General features: G+C 70.2%; 14 protein-coding genes. 4 read left to right on the top strand and 10 right to left on the bottom strand.

Annotation, left to right across the window (positions count from 1 at the left end):
• Position 1: 1 nt before the first annotated feature.
• Positions 2 to 1,153 (bottom strand): acyl-CoA dehydrogenase family protein, encoded by a 1,152-nt coding sequence (locus tag ACIRSS_RS05620; RefSeq protein ID WP_400890924.1) that lies wholly within the window; start codon positions 1,151 to 1,153, stop codon positions 2 to 4.
• A 69-nt stretch (positions 1,154 to 1,222) separates the two neighbouring features.
• Between ACIRSS_RS05620 and ACIRSS_RS05615 the strand changes: the two genes are divergently transcribed.
• Positions 1,223 to 1,843 carry a TetR/AcrR family transcriptional regulator gene (locus ACIRSS_RS05615; RefSeq protein ID WP_400890922.1) on the top strand — a complete coding sequence of 207 codons (621 nt, stop codon included), beginning with the start codon at positions 1,223 to 1,225 and terminating at the stop codon, positions 1,841 to 1,843.
• A 71-nt stretch (positions 1,844 to 1,914) separates the two neighbouring features.
• Positions 1,915 to 3,579 carry a class I adenylate-forming enzyme family protein gene (locus ACIRSS_RS05610; RefSeq protein ID WP_400890919.1) on the top strand — a complete coding sequence of 555 codons (1,665 nt, stop codon included), beginning with the start codon at positions 1,915 to 1,917 and terminating at the stop codon, positions 3,577 to 3,579.
• Between the two features lie 546 nt (positions 3,580 to 4,125).
• Here ACIRSS_RS05610 and ACIRSS_RS05605 read toward each other — a convergent pair.
• The 5 genes from ACIRSS_RS05605 to ACIRSS_RS05585 all read right to left on the bottom strand — a co-directional run bounded on the left by ACIRSS_RS05605 (position 4,126) and on the right by ACIRSS_RS05585 (position 8,528).
• Positions 4,126 to 4,959: a mycofactocin-coupled SDR family oxidoreductase gene (locus tag ACIRSS_RS05605; protein WP_400890917.1), complete on the bottom strand. Its 834-nt coding sequence runs from the start codon at positions 4,957 to 4,959 to the stop codon at positions 4,126 to 4,128.
• 83 nt (positions 4,960 to 5,042) lie between these two features.
• A complete protein-coding gene (locus ACIRSS_RS05600; RefSeq protein WP_400890914.1) occupies positions 5,043 to 5,936 on the bottom strand; it encodes an SMP-30/gluconolactonase/LRE family protein in 894 nt (297 codons plus the stop codon).
• 86 nt (positions 5,937 to 6,022) lie between these two features.
• Positions 6,023 to 6,550: a flavin reductase family protein gene (locus ACIRSS_RS05595; RefSeq protein ID WP_400890911.1), complete on the bottom strand. Its 528-nt coding sequence runs from the start codon at positions 6,548 to 6,550 to the stop codon at positions 6,023 to 6,025.
• Positions 6,547 to 7,455, bottom strand: coding sequence for an alpha/beta hydrolase (locus tag ACIRSS_RS05590; protein WP_400890909.1), 909 nt, complete (start codon positions 7,453 to 7,455; stop codon positions 6,547 to 6,549). Before ACIRSS_RS05590 ends, ACIRSS_RS05595 begins: the two co-directional genes overlap by 4 nt.
• A gap of 5 nt (positions 7,456 to 7,460) precedes the next feature.
• Positions 7,461 to 8,528 carry an LLM class flavin-dependent oxidoreductase gene (locus tag ACIRSS_RS05585; RefSeq protein ID WP_400890906.1) on the bottom strand — a complete coding sequence of 356 codons (1,068 nt, stop codon included), beginning with the start codon at positions 8,526 to 8,528 and terminating at the stop codon, positions 7,461 to 7,463.
• Between the two features lie 199 nt (positions 8,529 to 8,727).
• Here ACIRSS_RS05585 and ACIRSS_RS05580 point away from each other — a divergent pair, with 199 nt between their 5' ends.
• Both ACIRSS_RS05580 and ACIRSS_RS05575 read left to right on the top strand, forming a co-directional pair.
• Entirely contained in the window at positions 8,728 to 9,501 is a 774-nt protein-coding gene (locus ACIRSS_RS05580; RefSeq protein WP_400890903.1) for a 3-hydroxybutyrate dehydrogenase, read from the top strand.
• A gap of 43 nt (positions 9,502 to 9,544) precedes the next feature.
• Entirely contained in the window at positions 9,545 to 10,396 is an 852-nt protein-coding gene (locus ACIRSS_RS05575; protein WP_400890900.1) for an alpha/beta fold hydrolase, read from the top strand.
• Positions 10,397 to 10,510: 114 nt separating this feature from the next.
• Here the strand turns inward: ACIRSS_RS05575 and ACIRSS_RS05570 are convergent, their stop codons facing one another.
• From ACIRSS_RS05570 to ACIRSS_RS05555, 4 genes are all read right to left on the bottom strand, one after another.
• Positions 10,511 to 12,376 (bottom strand): sigma-54-dependent Fis family transcriptional regulator, encoded by a 1,866-nt coding sequence (locus tag ACIRSS_RS05570; RefSeq protein ID WP_400890897.1) that lies wholly within the window; start codon positions 12,374 to 12,376, stop codon positions 10,511 to 10,513.
• Positions 12,377 to 12,476: 100 nt separating this feature from the next.
• Positions 12,477 to 14,417 carry a propionyl-CoA synthetase gene (locus ACIRSS_RS05565; RefSeq protein ID WP_400890894.1) on the bottom strand — a complete coding sequence of 647 codons (1,941 nt, stop codon included), beginning with the start codon at positions 14,415 to 14,417 and terminating at the stop codon, positions 12,477 to 12,479.
• Positions 14,418 to 14,511: 94 nt separating this feature from the next.
• Entirely contained in the window at positions 14,512 to 14,787 is a 276-nt protein-coding gene (locus tag ACIRSS_RS05560; protein WP_400890891.1) for a hypothetical protein, read from the bottom strand.
• A gap of 505 nt (positions 14,788 to 15,292) precedes the next feature.
• Positions 15,293 to 16,276: an MDR family oxidoreductase gene (locus tag ACIRSS_RS05555; RefSeq protein WP_400890888.1), complete on the bottom strand. Its 984-nt coding sequence runs from the start codon at positions 16,274 to 16,276 to the stop codon at positions 15,293 to 15,295.
• Between the last annotated feature and the right edge of the window lie 306 nt (positions 16,277 to 16,582).

The raw sequence follows: 16,582 nt of genomic DNA, 5'->3' as shown, positions 1-16,582 counted from the left end.
CCTAATAGGACCGGGGCAGCCCGAGGCTGTGCTGCGCGACGAAGTTGAGGATCATTTCGCGGTTCACCGGGGCGATCCGGAGCAACCGGGCCAGCCCCCAGTACGGCAGCAGCCCGAAGTCCGCCGAGACGCCGTTGCCGCCGTGGGTCTGGATCGCGGCGTCGACGGCGGCCAGCGCGGCCTCCGCGGCGGCGTACTTGGCCATGTTCGACGCTTCGCCCGCGGGCAGCCCGCGGTCGTGCAGGGCGGCCGCGCGGTGCGTCATCAGGGCGGCCAGCTCGGTTTCGATCTTCGCCTTGGCGAGGCTGTGGGCGACTCCTTGGTGCGCGCCGATCGGCCGGTCCCACACCGTGCGGTCCTTCGCGTACCGGCTCGCGACGTCGAGGGCGTAGCGCGCGATGCCGACGCAGAGCGCGGCGCCGGTGATGCGTTCGGGGTTGAGGCCGTGGAAGACCTGCCGGAACCCCGCGCCTTCGTCGCCGACGAGCGCCGTCGAGGGCAGCCGCACGCCGTCGAAGCGCAGGGTGAACTGCTTCTCCGGGAGCATGACGTCGACCGGCAGCGGCGTCACCGTGAGGCCGGGCGCGTCCACCGGCACCAGGAACAGCGAGAGCCGGGCCGTGCCGTCGGGATCGCGTCCGGTGCGGGCCACGAGCAGCAGCGCGTCGGCGGTGTCGACGCCGGAGATGTAGTACTTCTCGCCGTCGACCACCCACTCGTCGCCGTCGCGGCGGCCGGTGGTGGCCAGTTTGTGGGTGTTGGAACCGGCGTCGGGCTCGGTGATGGCGAAGACGACCTTCCGACGGCCGCTCGCCAGGCCCGGGAGCCACTCCTTGCGCTGCTCCGGCGTGCCGAACTCGGTGAGCACCTCGGCTGAAATCGCTTCGGTGACCAGCAGGAGCAGGATCGGCGCGCCCTGCGCCGCGCTTTCTTCGATGACGACGGTCAGCTCGGCCAGGCCGCCGCCGCCCCCGCCGTACTCCTCGGGGATGTTGACGCCGATGAACCCCGCGTCGCCCAGCGCGTGCCACAGCTCCGTGCATTCCCGGCCTTCGCGGGCGTGCTCGACGTAGTAGCGGCCGCCGAAGGGCGCCGCGACGGCGGCCACCGCGGCCCGGAGGTCACGGGTCTCATCGCTCTCGAGCACGTCCACACCGACGCTCCTTAGTGATTTGCTATTCACTAATAGCGCACCGTAGCGCCCGTCTGCGAGGATGACAAGATGACGGCACCCTCACCGGCCACGCGCCGCAAGCGCGACCCCGAACGGCGGGAGCGGATCCTGACCGCCGCCGCCGAGCTCACCGCCCGGCGGGGGTTCCACGCGATCGGCATGGCCGACATCGGGGCGGAGGCCGGCATCGTCGGCTCCGGCGTCTACCGGCACTTCGAGAACAAGGACGCCATCCTGGTCGCGCTGCTCGACCGCGTGATGGGCCGCCTGCAGGACGGGGCCGCGGCGATCCTCGCGGCCGGGCCGGACGACCGGACCGCCCTGTCCGGCCTGATCCGGGACCACGTCCGGGTCGCCATCGAAGACCGCACCGTGCTCGCGGTCTACCACCGCGAGATCCACAACCTCCCCGAAGACGAGCGGCGACGGCTGCGGAGGCTGCAGCGCCACTACATCGAGGACTGGGTCCACGTGCTCGCCCCGCTGCGGCCCGAGCTCGCCGACGGCGAGCTGCGGCTGGCCGTGCACGCCGCGATCGGCGCGGTGCAGTCCACGCTCTTCTTCCGCAGCGGACTCGCGCCCGAGCGGCTCGCCGAACTGCTGGACGAGATGGCGCACGCCTGCCTGGGCGTCTCAGGGGCACCGACGACGTCAGTGAATGGCGAATAACTATCTTCTTGCGTCGGTGACCTGGGTCACGGCATGCTGGTCGGCGGGATCGACGGCGAAGGAGCATCGGCATGACCGCGACCGAGCACACCGCAACCCAGATCGACGTCGAGACGCTGCGCGGCCGCCGCGCTGTGCACCGCTGGGAGCGGACGTCGATCGGCGACGTCTTCGAACGCCTCACCTGGAGCCGCCCGGACCAGGTCGCGCTCGCCTCGGCCGACGGTGCCCACGGTGAAAAGCGATTCGCGACGGTCACCTACCGGCAGGCCGACGAGGCCGCCAACCAGCTCGCCCACGCGCTGGCCGCGGCGGGCCTGGCTCCCGGCGACCGCGTGCTGCTGTTCTGCGAGAACACCGTCGAGGCGTTCCTGGCCAAGATCGGGATCGCCAAGGCGGGCATGGTCGCCGTCCCGCTGAACCCGGGCCTCGCCCCCGACGTCCTCGCCCACCTCGTCCGCCTGACCGAGCCACGGCTGGCGATCGTCGACGCGGAACTCTGGCCACGGCTGGAAGGCGTCACGGACCTGCGCGTCGGCGCCACCATCACGGTCGGCGGCGGCCCGGTCGCGGGCAGCCCCGCGTTCGGCGACTTCCTCGACGGGCAGCCGAAGTCCGAGCCGGACGTCGAGATCCACGGCGACGACATCTTCCAGCTGCTGTTCACGTCCGGCACCACCGCGCTGCCGAAGGGCGTGATGCTGTCGCACAGCTACGTCCACCTGGCCGGGCTCAACTTCGCGCTCTCGCTCACGCGCGGCCTGCGCCACGAGGCCGACCTGCGAGTCTGCACGTTCCTGCCGATGATCTACCACGTCGGCGACGCGCTGTTCACGTACTCGACGTTCTTCGCCGGCGGCACGCTCACGCTCGGCCGCCGTCCCGCTCCCCGCCCGGTCGCCGCGGCGCTCGCCCGGTCCGGCGCCACCGCGGTCTGGGCCGGCTCGCCGCAGTTCGTGGCCGCGCTGGCCGACGAGTTCGACGCGAACCCGGACCTGGACCTGACTTCGCTGACGGCGCTCGTCTACGGCTGGGGCGCCCTGTCCCCGGCACTCATGCGGCGGCTCGAAGCCCGGACCGCGCCGGGGTTCGTCGCGGTCGGGATCTTCGGCCAGACCGAAGCCATCGCCTGCCACCGGTTCTGGCCGAGCGCGTGGCCCGAGGTGCACGCCCGCACGGCGCCCGCGATGAACTACGTCGGTGTGCCGAGCGGCCTGCTCGCCTCGGACGTCGTCGACGAAGTCGGCGAGCCGGTCCGCGGCACGCCGGGTGAAGCGGTCTACCGGTCACCGGTGATGACCGCGGGCTACTACCGCGACGCCGCCGCGACCCGGGAAGCCTTCCGCGACGGGTGGTTCCACTCCGGCGACTCGGCGGTGGTGGACGACGACGGCCTGCGCGTGATGGTCGACCGCTACAAGGACATCGTGAAGACCGGCGGGGAGAACGTCTCCAGCATGCGCGTCGAAGCGGTGCTGCACGAACACCCGGCGGTCCTGCGGGCGGCCGTGATCGGCCTGCCGCACGAGCACTGGGGCGAGGCGGTCACGGCCGTCGTCGTCCCGCGGCCGGGCACCGAACCCGTCGAGGCCGAGCTGATTTCGTACTGCCGCGAACGCCTCGCGGGCTACGAGACCCCGAAAGCGATCGTCCTAGCCGAAGCACTCCCCGAAACCGTCGGCGGCAAGATCCTCAAGTACAAGCTCCGCGCCCGGCACGCGGAGCTGTACCGCTAGCCGGGCCCGCTGAGGACTTTCCCGCCCACGGTCGCGCCGCGGATCACGGGCTCGGCATCCGCGTCCGGCGATAGCTCAGCCGGCACTCCTCGGCCAGGGTGGCTGCGACGACCAGGCCCCACATGACCTCCGCCGCCGGTTCCGGTTGCTGCGCGAAGGCACGCAGGCCAGGCCGCGGTGTGATTCAGCCGGCCCGAGGAAGCCCGCGGCCTGGGTCGATTCGGCCGGCCAACCGCCAGCCGCGACTCACGTCTCAGGCTCGGCGCGCGCTGCATTGCCGATGGGTAGCCACGGGAAGCATCACGCGACATGAATGGGAGGCCCCGCCGGCCGGTCGGCGGAGACCACCCCGTCGAACTCATGCCCGCGCGCCGTCAGCAACGCCATGCCCGCACCGCAGCAGCGCCTCACGGGTGTCGCCGTGCTCACGGACCACCTTGGGCGCCCGCCTGCGGGACACGGACTGTGACAAGCACGCGCCCTTCGATCAGTAGAACGCACCCAGAGCCGGGCGCGCACGCGCCGTCCGAGGAGCATCGCCTCGGGTCAGAGCAAAGAACTGCCAGCGTCGACGACGAGGGCCGTCCCGGTGATGAAGCGAGCCTCGTCGCTGGCCAAGAAGAGAACGGCATTGGAGATATCGATCGACTCGACCCAAGGCACCGGCAGGAGCTGCAGGCGACTGGACGCTTCAGCGAACTCCTCCCCGGTGGCGCCAGGCTTGCCGGCGAAGAGGTCATAGATAGGTTGGTTGTGGATCATGTCGGTGTCAACCTGAGTGGGGTGGACGCTGTTGACCCTGATGCTCTCCGGCGCCAACTCGATCGCCAACGTGCGGGTCAGACCGACCACCGCATGTTTCGCCGACACGTAGTGCGCCATGTTGGCGTAGCCGCGGATTCCCGCGACCGAGCTGGTCAGGATGATCGAGCCTCCGTTGCCGCCGGCCTTGAGGTGCGGAATCGCCGCCTTGACCGTGTGCCAGACCCCGGTGAGGTTGATGTCGATCATCGTGCGCCACTCATCCTCGGTCAGGACGTCCGTCGCCGTCGGGGTGCCGACGACCCCCGCGTTCGCGCTGACGATGTCCAACGCTCCCAGTTCGGCGACCCCTTGCTCGAGGGCGGACCGCAGCGCGTCGTAGTCACGAACATCCGCCGTCTGCGCCACGATCCGACGCCCCAGTTTTTCGACCTGCCGTGCGGTCTCGGCGAGGTCGTCCGGTGTCGTAGCGCTACTCACCTCGTACGGCACCGGCTCACAGATGTCGACGGCGATGATGTCAGCGCCCTCCTGTGCAAGCCTCAGTGCATGTGACCGGCCCTGCCCACGTGCGGCTCCGGTGATGAAGGCGACCTTGCCTTCGACCCTTCCAGTCATCTTTGACTCCTGTGTTGCAGTGGGTTTGCTTCGCCCGTCCAAGGGCGCTGGGGATGTATTTCCGCGGCCGGGCCGGAATGAGATCAGGGGCGGCCGCCGTGCGGCACGCTGACGCGCGTCGCGAGCACCTGCGACTCCCGGGCGGCGCTGCGCGCTGCCGGATCGAAGTCGGGCGCCGTGCACAGGAACAGCGTCCGGCCGTCATCGCCGCCGAGCATGCAGGCGAACACCCCACTGTCGGCCTGGACCTCGTCGATCACCGCACCGCCCTCCCGGACCCGGATTGCCTTGCCGTGCAGGGCGTCTGCGATCCATAGGGCGCCCTCGGCGTCCAGGCAGCCGCCGTCCGGGGCCACGTCCGCGCCGGTGATCATCGTGACGATGTCGTCGCCGGCCGGCACGTCGCCGAACTTGGCCCAGACGCGACGGTTCCGCAGGTCGCCGTGGGCGTCGATGTCGAAAGCGGAGACCCGGTTGCCGAGGGTCTCATTGACCAGGAGCACGCCGTCGTCGGTTACCACGGCGCCGTTGGGGAACCACAGGTCGTCGGCGACCTGCTCGACGCCTCCCTCGGCATCGACCCGGATCAGGTTGGTGGTGGCAGGCTTCGCTCCGCCGGCGAGGTCGAAGCCGAAGTTGCCGACGTACGCCCGTCCGCGGCTGTCGACGACCATGTCGTTGAGGTTGCCGCCGGGGACGTGCTCGCTCAGGTCGGCGTGCACCACCACGTTGCCGGCCGGCTCCCGGCGCAGAATGCGGTGATCCTGCGCTGAGACCACCAGCAGGCGGCCGTCGGGCAGCCAGCCGATGCCACCCGGCTGCTGCGGCACCTCGAGCTCGGTTCGCAAGCCCGAGCCGTCGGCGGCCGCCGAGAGCACCTGGTTGGTGTAGAAGTCCGAAAGCCAGAGACGTCCGTCGTGCCACCGCGGGCACTCCGTGAACGACAAGCCCGAGAGGACCGTTGTCAGTTCCGACATGTTGTTCATTCCTTCCGCGTGCCGCGGGCAGCACGGACTCCGTTGTCAGTGAATGAGCGAGGACGTACGTCCCGTACGGGGGCTGGTCAGCCTCGGGTGGGGCTGACCAGTGGGTCGAGCCGGTGGAACCGCGAGCCGTGGAAGACCAGCGGCTCGGTGTCGCTCGAGGTCGCCATCCGCTCCACACGCAGCAGTACGACGTTGTGGTCGCCGCCGGGCAGCTCGGTTTCGACCGTGCAGTCGAGCCAGGCAGGGGCACCCGAGAGGAACAGCGCCCCGTCCTCGCTGCTCTCGATCTCCAGGTCGGCGAACCTGTCGCCGCGACGCGAGGAGAGCTTGCGCGCCGCGTCGGCGTGCGAGACCCCGAGCACGCTCACCCCGAGCCGGGTGGCCGCCCGCAAGGTGGGCCAGGTCTCGGAGCTGTGCGCGGCGCAGATCGACACCAGCGGCGGGTCGAGGGAGACCGACGTGAACGAGCTGTAAGCCGTGCCGACGGGCTCACCATCGACCAGCGCGCACACCGAGACCACCCCGCTGGGGAAGGCCCCGAACACGCGGCGCAGATCGCTGGTGTCGACCGGCTGCGCGAGCTCGATCTGAAGCGCAGCACTCACGACGCGCCCCACACCGAGGTCAGCCATGCGGCCGCGTTGGCCACAGTCGCGTCAGCCTCGGGAGCCCGACCGACCATGAGGATGTACACGTGCTGCATCCCCTCCGCGAGCTCGGTGGTGACGTCGACGCCTGCGGCCCGCGCCCGCTCGGCCAGTCGCTCGCTGTCGCTCTGCAGCGTTTCCTGGTCGCCATAGGCCACGAAGAGGGGCGGAAGCCCGGTCAGGTCGGCGTGCAGCGGGTTCGCCGCCGGATCAGTGGTGGCGACGTCGCCGAGGTACTGCGCCGCCATGTTCTCAGTGACGGGGCGCTGGACGAAAGCGTCCTTTGCCGCGTTCGACTCGAACGTCTCCCCCACGCACGCCAGGTCGATCCACGGGGAGAAGGCGACGATGCCGGCGGCTCGGGTCTCGCCCTCGTCGCGGAGCCGGAGCGCGAGGGACACGGCCAGGTTGCCGCCGGCGGAGTCGCCCGCCAGGGCGATGCTCTCCCGTGCGTATCCCTGGCCCTCCAGCCACTTCAGCGCGGCAGCCGCGTCATCGAGCGGGGCGGGGAACTGTGCCTCCGGCGCCAGCCGGTAGTCGAGCACCACCACGGGGGCTCCCAGCAGGCGGGCCAGATGGCCGCCGAGCTTGCGGTGCGTGTGCATCGAGCTGCCGATGAAGCCGCCACCGTGGAGGTAGAGGACGGCGCCGGTCGCGGAGCGCCGGGTCGGGGTGCAGAGGATGGCCGGCCGGTCGCCGGCCACCACCTCCTCGTAGGTGACCTGGGTCGGCTCGGCGCTGCGCACCTGCAGCTCGTCGAGCATGCGGCGGATCGTGGCGAGGTCGGCGTCCGGGTTGGCGGCGAGCCGCTCGGTGAAGGAGTTGAAGTGCAGACGCAGGGCGTCCGACTCGGCGCTGGGCACGAGGATCAGAGCTCCTTGAGGGCCGGGATGACCTTCTCGGCGAACAGGCGCATGCTCGCCTCGGCCTTGTCGTGCGGCAAGCCGGCGTAGGCGAAGGCGCAGTTGAGGTGGTAGTCGCCGATGACGGCGCGGCGCGCCTTGACCTTCTCGATGATCTGCTCGGGCGTGCCCCAGGTCTGGGCGTCCACGTACGCCGCGGCCGATGCCTCCTGGCCGGCGTCGCGGATGATCTCGGCCACCGCGCTGTACGACTCATAACCGGCGGTCCCCGAGAAGTGCGTGCCGCCGAACTCGTAGTGCCGCATGACCTGGATGAAGTAGCGCGAGATGTATTCGATGGCGGTCTGCTTGGCCTCCTCCGGGTCCTCGGCGCAGTAGACGAACTCGGTCAGCGTCGGCGCGGGCGCCTCGCGGCCCTGCTTCTGGCGGAAGGCCTCGCGGTACTTCTCGATCAGCGGCGCGTGCTTCTCGATCGGGAACTGTACGAACGTCGCCATGGCGGCGCCGAGCTCGGCCGCCACGTCCAACGAGTCGGGCGACATGGCGATGCAGACCGTACGGTCACGGAACCCGCGCGGCGGAGCGGGAGCGATCGTGGCCTCGGGCTGCGGGAACAACGGACCGTCGCCTGAGATCACGCCGGTGTCGAGGGCGCGCAGCACCATCTCGGCGGACTCGTCGAACCGCTCGCGGGCCTCGTTCATGTCCATGCCGAGCGAGGCGTACTCCATGCGGGACAGGCCCCGCCCCAGGCCGAGGCGGACGCGGCCACCCGCGAGGATGTCGAGCATCGCGACCTTCTCCGCGACGCGGAGGGGTTGCGTCCACCACGGGAGGATGATCGCCGCCGGCACGAGTTCGATCGAGTTGGTGCGCGCCGCGAGGTAGGACAGCAGCTGCACGTTGTCGGGGCACATGGAGTACTCGGCGTCGAAGTGGTGCTCCACGCACCAGATGGCCGAGAAGCCGAGGGGCTCCGCGAGCTCGGCGAGGTGGAGATCCTTGCGGTACAGCTCGGCGTCGCTCTGGTCGGGGTCGGAATTCTGGAACAGGAGTTGGACGCTCGGAATCATTGCGGTGTGCCCTTCCGGTGAACAAGGAATGCGAATTCGGCGAAGTTTCGAGCCGATGTCGCGCTGTTTTCGACTTCTGGAAGCCTGCCACGATGATCGCGCTGCCGGTTGTCGCATTCTGAGACGGAAGTGAGAGCCGCCACGGCAGCTGTAGCGAAGTGCGACAACCGATCTCTGACTTCCTCCATACGCTTCGGCCATGGCAACGCTCCAGGACACACCCGCGCTCGAGGGCCGCGTCGCCGCCGTCACGGGTGCGGCCAGCGGCCTTGGCCGCGCCATCGCCGAGCGGCTGGCCGCTGACGGAGCCCGTGTCATCGCTCTGGACCTCGACCGGGCGGGCGCCGAGCGCGCGGCCGAAGAGGTCGGCGGCGAAGCGCTCGCGGTCGACCTCAGCGATCCCGCAGCGATCGAGGCGCTCGGCCTGCGGGACCGCGCTGTCGACATCCTGATCAACTGCGCCGGCATTCAGCACGTTGCTCCGGTGGAGGAGTTCGAACCCGCGCGCTTCGAACTGATCCACCGGCTCATGCTGCACGCCCCCTTCCTGCTCGCACGCAGCGTCCTACCGGGGATGTACGAGCGGCGCTGGGGCCGGCTGGTGCACGTGACGTCCGCCCACGGCCATCGCGCGTCCGCCTTCAAGTCGGCATACGTAAGCGCCAAGCACGGACTCGAGGGTCTGTCGAAAGTCCTCGCGGTCGAGGGTGCCGAGCGGGGGGTCACCAGCAATACCGTCGCACCGGGGTACGTGCGTACGCCCCTGGTCGAGGGCCAGATCGCCGATCAGGCATCGCGCCACGGGGTGGCCGAGGACCAGGTCGTATCCGACGTGCTGCTGGCTCGGACACCCGTAAAGCGGCTGATCGAACCCGAAGAGGTCGCCGGTCTCGTCGGCTTCCTGTGCGGCCCTGGCACCGACTCGATCAACGGCGCCTCCTATGTCCTCGACGGCGGCTGGACCGCGACCTGAGGGCTCCGTCCGCCGACCGCGCCAGCCGTACGAGAGGAACCCGATGACCGGCAGCGACGCCAGCAACCCTGAGATCGGGACAACGCTCGACGCCGGCGGGACAGCGACGAACGTGCACGACGTCGCGCCGACCCACGGCCGGCCGGTGGCGGGCACCGTCCTGCTGCTGCACGGGTCTGGGCCCGGCGCCACGGCGTGGGGCACGTGGCGCCCCACGATCCCCGCCCTGGCGAGCGGCCTGCGCGTCGTGGCTCCCGACATCCCGGGCTTCGGTGACACGCAGCGTCCCGCCGACGGGGTCTACACACCGTCGCACTGGGTCGAGCACCTCGTCGCGCTGCTCGACGCCCTCGGGCTGGACCGGGTCAGCGTCGTGGGAAACAGCTTCGGCGGCGCGCTGGCCCTCCGCCTGGCCACCGAGCACCCCGACCGTGTCGACAGGCTCGCCCTCATGGGCAGTGCCGGACTATCGCTCCCCGTCACGCCGAGCCTGGGGAAAGTGTGGGGCTACCGGCCATCGTTCGACGCCATGCGCGGCCTGGTCGACCTGCTCGCCCACGACACCTCCCTCGTCACCGACGACCTGGTTCGGCTGCGATTCGAGGCGTCAACCCTTCCGGGTCGGCAGGAGGCGTACGAGCAGATGTTCCCCCACCCCCACCAGGAGGTGCTGGATCGCCTGGCGGTGCCGGAGGAGCGCATCGCCACGCTGCCACACGAGACGCTGGTGATCCATGGTCGCGAGGACAGCGTGATCCCGCTGAGCTCGGCTGTCCGGCTCCTGGAGCTCATCGGGCGCGCCGAACTGCACGTCTTCGGCCAGTGCGGCCACTGGACGCAGTTCGAGCACCCCGAGCGCTTCAACACGCTGCTCTCGGCCTTCTTGAATCGCTAGTCAGCGCGCGGTCCGGCGATATCGAAGAATGGTCGCATTGGACTATTCCGGTTTGACTGGATATCCCCCGGTGAATAGTGGGCGCAGCGTTGCGGATAACGTGCACTTGTCGGATCAGTAGGTGCTGGCCGAGAGATCCAGACCCAGCGCGCGGATCTTGCGGTACAACGTGGAGCGCGCGATGCCGAGCGCCAATGCCGCCTGGTGCTTGTTGCCCCCCGCCTCTCGCAGCGCCCGAACGATCGTCTGCGCCTCGATCTGTTCCAGCGTGGCCAGTTGGCGTCGCGCGGCGCGCGCGACGCACTCCGGCGGGAGGTCGGCGGTGCCGATCCGGCCGGCGGAGCGGCCAGTGAGCGTACGACGCACCAATGCCCGCAGGGAGGCCAGGTTGCCCGGCCAGTCGAGCCGGGTCAGTGCCTGCACCGCCTCCGGGGACCACGTGACGGGCAGTCCGCCGCGCGCCGCCTCCGCGGAGAAGCGGGCCAGCAGATCAGGGAAGTCGTCGGGGCGCTCGCGCAGCGGCGGCACCTCGAGGACCGACTCGAAGGAGTCGAGCAGCGGGTTGTGGACGGCCGGCTCACCGGCACCGATGCGGGCGGTCGCCAGCACTCGGGCCGGCGGCGTGCGCCGCACCGCAGCCAGGGTCGCAAGCGCAGCCGAAGGCGAGAGCAAGTCGGCGTGGCGTACGACCAGAGCGGTGTCGGGGTCCCCGAGTTGCGAGGCCACCAGGCCGCACCAGCCGTCGTCGCCGAGTGTGACGGCCTCGACGGCGTCGACGACACGGACGTCCGGCAGGTCCTGCAGCGCCCGAGCCACCGCCAATCGGCCCGTGCCGGGCTCGCCCAGCACGAGCACAGCCTCGGGACCGTTGCGCACGGACGCCGCCCGGCGGCACAGCGCCCGCCACTTCTCGCTGCGTCCGACCAGACCCGGCAACGCGGCCGGGGCGTCGGCAACGGGCAGACCGACGGGGGCAGGCCCAAGGCTCCCCGCGGCCGCGGAGTCCTCAGCGGCGGATCCGGAGGAGCCCTGCGCGAGCGCGGTCGCGGGCCGCTGCGCCCGGGCTGTCGGGTCCCTGCGCAGGATCAGGATGGCGCCGGCATCGGCGTCGTCATGGGCCAGTGGGCGACAGTCCACCTTGAGCACCTGACCGTCGGGCAGGGTCAGGCTGCTCGGGCCGCGGTCGCCTTCGCGCAGGCTGCGCCGTGCGTGCTCCCACAGCAGGGTCTGGTCGACGCCGCCGAGCAGGCGGGCCGCCGCCGCGTTGGTGATGATGGTCGTGACGTCGAGGGCGACGATCGGGTGGCGTATGTCGCGGTTGTAGGTCGTGTAGGCGTCGAAGAGCCGTTGCTCGCGTTCCGAGGCGCGGAGCAAGAGCGCCTCCTGGACGGCCATCACCAGCTCCGTGACCCACGAGAGCATGAGCGGGGTGGTGTCGGCGACGCGGCAGATGAGCGAGACACTGCCCAGCAGGACCCGGCGCACCGGGTGGAAGATCGGGGCGCTCGCGCAGCTGTACTGCTTGAACAGCTCCGAGAAGTGCTCTGGACCCCGAATCAGTTCCGGGCTGCCGGTGAGCAACGTGACCAGCCCGGTCGTGCCGACCGTGGACTCGTCCATCATGAACCCGGCCGCCACGCCCTTGGCGTCCAGGCCGGCGGCCATATCGGCGTCGCGCACCCAGCGCCGCAGCAGTCGGCCCTCACGGTCGGTGAGCACCAGCGCACAGGCACTCTGGTCGAGCGCGGCGGCGCGCTTCTCGACGATCCGAGTGACCATACGCGGCAGATATCCGTCGAACTCCACCTCGGCCAGTGGCGCCGGAGAGACGGCCTCGGGCGCCAGGCCCTGCAAGCGCGAGCGGCGCCATGACTCGTACACAGTGGGCCGCAGGTCCACCGCCGCGCCGACCCGTGCATCCAGCGCGTTGGAGAAGACGTCGTCGCGCGCCCTGCTGGCGGTGCGCAGCCAGTCATTCATCCCACGGCCTCCAGACTCCAATGTCCAGTGTCCAGTCGGGGGTGCGGTCGACGGCTCGGGCCGCCGGGTGCCACCCCGCGCTTACGCGATGTTACCTACGTCACTGCGCGTCGGATTGTCGCGTAACGAGACACTTCGCGGCTGCCGAGCGGCTCCCGAGGACACCTCGGGGCCGCAGGACGGCGGCCACGGCGTCCAGCGCCGAAGGGTCGTCGATTGTCGCCGGCACTGCCTCGTCGTTCCCGGCAGCGATGCCCCGCATCGTGCGGCGCAGGATCTTGCCCGAGCGGGTCTTGGGCAGGGCCTCAACGACGGCGACGTCGCGGAACGCCGCAACCGGTCCGATCTCACGGCGCACGGAGGCGACCAGCTCGTCGCGCAGCACGCCCTCTTCGATCCGAACGCCGGCTTTGAGTACGACCAAGCCGCGCGGGACCTGTCCTTTGAGGCCATCGTGAACACCGATCACGGCGCACTCGGCGACCGCAGGGTGGGCGGCGAGCACCTCCTCCATGGCGCCGGTGGAGAGCCGGTGACCGGCGACGTTGATGACGTCGTCCATACGCCCCATGACGAACAGGTAGCCGTCCTCGTCAAAGTAGCCCGAGTCCCCGGTGAGGTAGCTGCCCGGGTAAGTGCTCAGGTACGAGTCGATGTAGCGTTCGTCGTCGTTCCACAGCGTCAGCAGCGCGCCCGGCGGCAGCGGCAGGCGGATCACGATCGCGCCCTCGGTTCCCGTCGGGACGGGCTCACCGCCCTCGTCGACGACGTGGACGTCGAAGCCCGGCACCGGCACCGTCGCGGAGCCGGCCTTCACCGGCATCGGCTCGATTCCGCGCAGGTTCGCCGCGATAGCCCACCCGGTCTCGGTCTGCCACCAGTGGTCGAGCACGGGCACGTCCAGCAGGTCGTTGGCCCAGCGCAGGGTCTCGGGGTCGAGCCGCTCTCCAGCCACGAACAGCGTGGTGAAGCGCGACAGGTCGTGGCCCGCCAGTAGCGCACCGTACGGGTCCTCCCGCTTGATCACGCGCAGCGCCGTCGGCGCGGTGAAGAGCGCCTTCACCCGGTGCTCGGCGATCACGCGCCAGAACGCACCAGCGTCGGGCGTCCCGACCGGTTTGCCCTCGTAGACCACCGTGGTCGCCCCGACGAGTAACGGTGCGTACACGATGTAGGAGTGGCCGACGACCCAACCGATGTCGGAGGCGGCCCACCACACGTCCCCCACGCGGATGTCGTAGACGTGGCGCATCGACCAGGCCAGGGCGACCGCGTGACCGCCGTTGTCGCGGACCACGCCCTTGGGCTGCCCGGTCGTGCCGGAGGTGTAGAGGATGTAGAGCGGGTCACCGGAGGCCACCGGCACGGGGTCTGCCGGCTCGGCTGCGGCCATCAGCTCCACCCAGTCGCGGTCGCGGGGCGTGAGCTGCGCGCGGGACTGCTCGCGCTGCAGCACCACGACGCTCTCCGGCTGGTGACGGGTCGTACGTAGCGCCTCGTCGATGATCGGTTTGTACTCCACGAGCCGGTTCGGCTCGATGCCGCAGGACGCGGTGACAACGATCTTCGGCTCGGAGTCGTCGATCCGAACGGCCAGCTCCTTCGGCGCGAACCCGCCGAAAACCACGGAGTGGACCGCGCCCAGCCGGGCACAGGCGAGCATGGCGATCACCGCCTCCGGCACCATCGGCATGTAGACGACGACACGGTCGCCCTTGACCACGCCGAGGCCGGCCAAGGCACCGGCGCACCGGGCGACCTCGTCGCGCAGATCGGCATAGGTGTACGTACGGCTCGACCCCGTCACCGGCGAGTCGTAGACGAGCGCGGCCACGCCGCCCCGGCCGGCCTCCACGTGCCGGTCCAGCGCGTTGTAAGAGGTGTTGAGCTCCCCGTCGGGGAACCAGCCGTAGAACGGCGCCCGCTCCGCGTCCAGCGCGGTTGTGGGCGGACGGTGCCAGCTGATGGCCTCCGCAGCCTCAAGCCAGAAGCCGCTGGGGTCGCGCCGGCTGCGCTCAAGGACCGCCCGATACTCACCCATGCATCGTCTCCGTTCGATAATTCGATGGATACTTCAGCTCCATCCGGAAGCTGCGCAGCCGCAGGGCCGAGTGGCCGCCGCTGCGCAACGGGTCTCAAGCCGCTGATGGGCCCACCTGAATCATGTCCACGCCATCGGCGGTAAGCGTCGCCGTGACCAGATCGCCGACGCCTCCGGGCCTGGCAGGGCAGATCAAGCCGAGGTGGTGGAGCGAATGCGCCGTGGCTTGATCGCAGCAGGCGAGGCCATCGATGAAGAGGTCGGGTTCACACCCGAGCACCATCCGCACCCGCCCGGCGGCGACTGCTCGCAGGATTGCCTGTGCTCGATAGGTGGCCGCAAGTGGCGGAACCGGCTGCTTCGTGGACATCGTTGTTCCTCGGGTACCGGAGGCTGTCCTCTCTCGGACGGGGCCGCTGCTGTAAGTAGACGCTGCTTGTGACCGCTGCTGCTGTCGCAAATCGCGACAGGGTCATTTATCTGAGGGTGATACGGCTGCAGCGGTCGCGGGAGCGGAGAGCCCGCTCCTTCATCGCATCAGCTGCGGACTCCAACTCCCACACCCTGGATGGGGATGAGCCGGCAATACCCTTGGAGAATTCAGGGCAACGGATGTCGGCGGCCGTCATCAGAAGCCAAGCCCAGCCAGGGTGAACCCGAACAGGGTGGCACTGACGCAGGCCAGCTGCTGATCGACGGCGCGGCCCCTATCGCGTCGACGTTCACGAGGATGCAGTACAAGGCGCCCCGCGGGACCTCGAGGTGATCGCCATGCTCCCCACGACCTCGGCTGGGGGCAACCAGAAGTTCGCCTCCGCGACGAGGCCTGAGCCGAGCTGGAGTCGCGTGTCCAGGGGGTCAGGCGACCCCGCTCGTCAGCGGGTCACATCGACGATCACCCGGCCGCGGACCCGCCCGGCGAGCAGCTCGTCGGCGGTCGCGATCGCCTCGCTGAGTCCGATGTCATGGCTGATCTCCTCGAGATGAGCGCGGTCGAGCTCCCGGCTCAGTCGCTGCCAGGCCGTGACGCGCGTGTCGTAGGGCTGGGTGACGCTGTTGATGCCGAGCAGGCTCACGCCGCGCAGGATGAACGGTGCCACGGTGGCCGGCAGGTCCATCCCCTGCGCCATGCCGCAGGCCGCCACGGCGCCCTCGGCCCTCGTGCCGGCGCAGACGTTGGCGAGGGTGTGGCTGCCGACGGAATCGATTGCTGCGACCCACCGCTCCTTGGCGAGCGGACGACCCGGCTCGGAGAGTTCGGCGCGGTCGAGGATGCTGGTCGCCCCCAGTTGCCGCAGATAGTCGCTCTCCTCCGGGCGGCCGGTCGCGGCGACCACCGAGTAGCCGTGGCGGTTCAGCAGCGAGATCGCGAAGCTGCCCACCCCTCCGTTGGCGCCCGTCACCAGCACGTCGCCGTCGCCCGGCGTCAGGCCGTGCCGCTCCAGCGCCATGAGGCAGAGCATCGCCGTGTAGCCAGCCGTGCCGATCGCCATCGCCTGCTGCTCGCTGAGGCCGTCCGGCAACGGCACCAGCCAGTCGCCCCGCAGTCGGGCGCGCTGCGCGAGCCCGCCCCAGTGGGTCTCCCCCACACCCCAGCCGTTGAGCACGACGCGGTCACCGGCAGAGTACGACGGGTGGTCGCTCGACTCGACGACACCGGCGAGGTCGATGCCGGGCACCATGGGGAACCGCCGCACGACGGGCCCCTTGCCGGTGATGGCCAGGCCGTCCTTGTAGTTGAGGGTGCTGTAGGCGACGCGGACAGTCACGTCGCCCTCGGGCAGGTCGTGCTCGGACAGGTCGCGCAGCTCGCTGCGGTAGCCGGACTCGTCTTTGTCGGTCACGATCGCGGTGAACATCGGTGCTCCTCGGGTTGTGGGTTGGCGGGTCGGTGACTAATTGGGGCGGCGGCGCGCGCCAGGAGCTCACCGCGGTCAGATTCGCCGGAGACACAGCACGCGCGTCCTACCGCCGAGATCACCGAGCGTGCCTCGTCGATGCTGAAGCCTTGCAATGCAACGGGATGCTCTTGCGCGCCTGTGCACGTGAGGAGGGCTTTGGCGCCTTGGGCCGGCCGTGATAGGCCACGTGCTACGGGCGACCGCCGTGAGGCACGTTCACCCGAACCGTCAGTAGCTGCGACTCGTCGACGATGTCACCGCCTT

This window comes from Amycolatopsis sp. NPDC101161 (genome assembly GCF_044768185.1).
In the GTDB taxonomy this organism is placed as follows: domain Bacteria; phylum Actinomycetota; class Actinomycetes; order Mycobacteriales; family Pseudonocardiaceae; genus Amycolatopsis.
The sequence above is the reverse complement of the archived record's forward strand: the minus strand, read 5'-3'. Positions and strand labels throughout refer to the sequence as shown.

Excerpts from the sequence above, each read along its gene's own strand:
- ACIRSS_RS05575 (WP_400890900.1), top strand. The coding sequence starts at position 9,545 with ATGACCGGCAGCGACGCCAGCAACCCTGAGATCGGGACAACGCTCGAC.
- ACIRSS_RS05600 (WP_400890914.1), bottom strand. The coding sequence starts at position 5,936 with ATGTCGGAACTGACAACGGTCCTCTCGGGCTTGTCGTTCACGGAGTGC.
- ACIRSS_RS05610 (WP_400890919.1), top strand. The coding sequence starts at position 1,915 with ATGACCGCGACCGAGCACACCGCAACCCAGATCGACGTCGAGACGCTG.
- ACIRSS_RS05560 (WP_400890891.1), bottom strand. The coding sequence starts at position 14,787 with ATGTCCACGAAGCAGCCGGTTCCGCCACTTGCGGCCACCTATCGAGCA.
- ACIRSS_RS05555 (WP_400890888.1), bottom strand. The coding sequence starts at position 16,276 with ATGTTCACCGCGATCGTGACCGACAAAGACGAGTCCGGCTACCGCAGC.
- ACIRSS_RS05605 (WP_400890917.1), bottom strand. The coding sequence starts at position 4,959 with ATGACTGGAAGGGTCGAAGGCAAGGTCGCCTTCATCACCGGAGCCGCA.
- ACIRSS_RS05570 (WP_400890897.1), bottom strand. The coding sequence starts at position 12,376 with ATGAATGACTGGCTGCGCACCGCCAGCAGGGCGCGCGACGACGTCTTC.
- ACIRSS_RS05565 (WP_400890894.1), bottom strand. The coding sequence starts at position 14,417 with ATGGGTGAGTATCGGGCGGTCCTTGAGCGCAGCCGGCGCGACCCCAGC.
- ACIRSS_RS05585 (WP_400890906.1), bottom strand. The coding sequence starts at position 8,528 with ATGATTCCGAGCGTCCAACTCCTGTTCCAGAATTCCGACCCCGACCAG.
- ACIRSS_RS05580 (WP_400890903.1), top strand. The coding sequence starts at position 8,728 with ATGGCAACGCTCCAGGACACACCCGCGCTCGAGGGCCGCGTCGCCGCC.
- ACIRSS_RS05615 (WP_400890922.1), top strand. The coding sequence starts at position 1,223 with ATGACGGCACCCTCACCGGCCACGCGCCGCAAGCGCGACCCCGAACGG.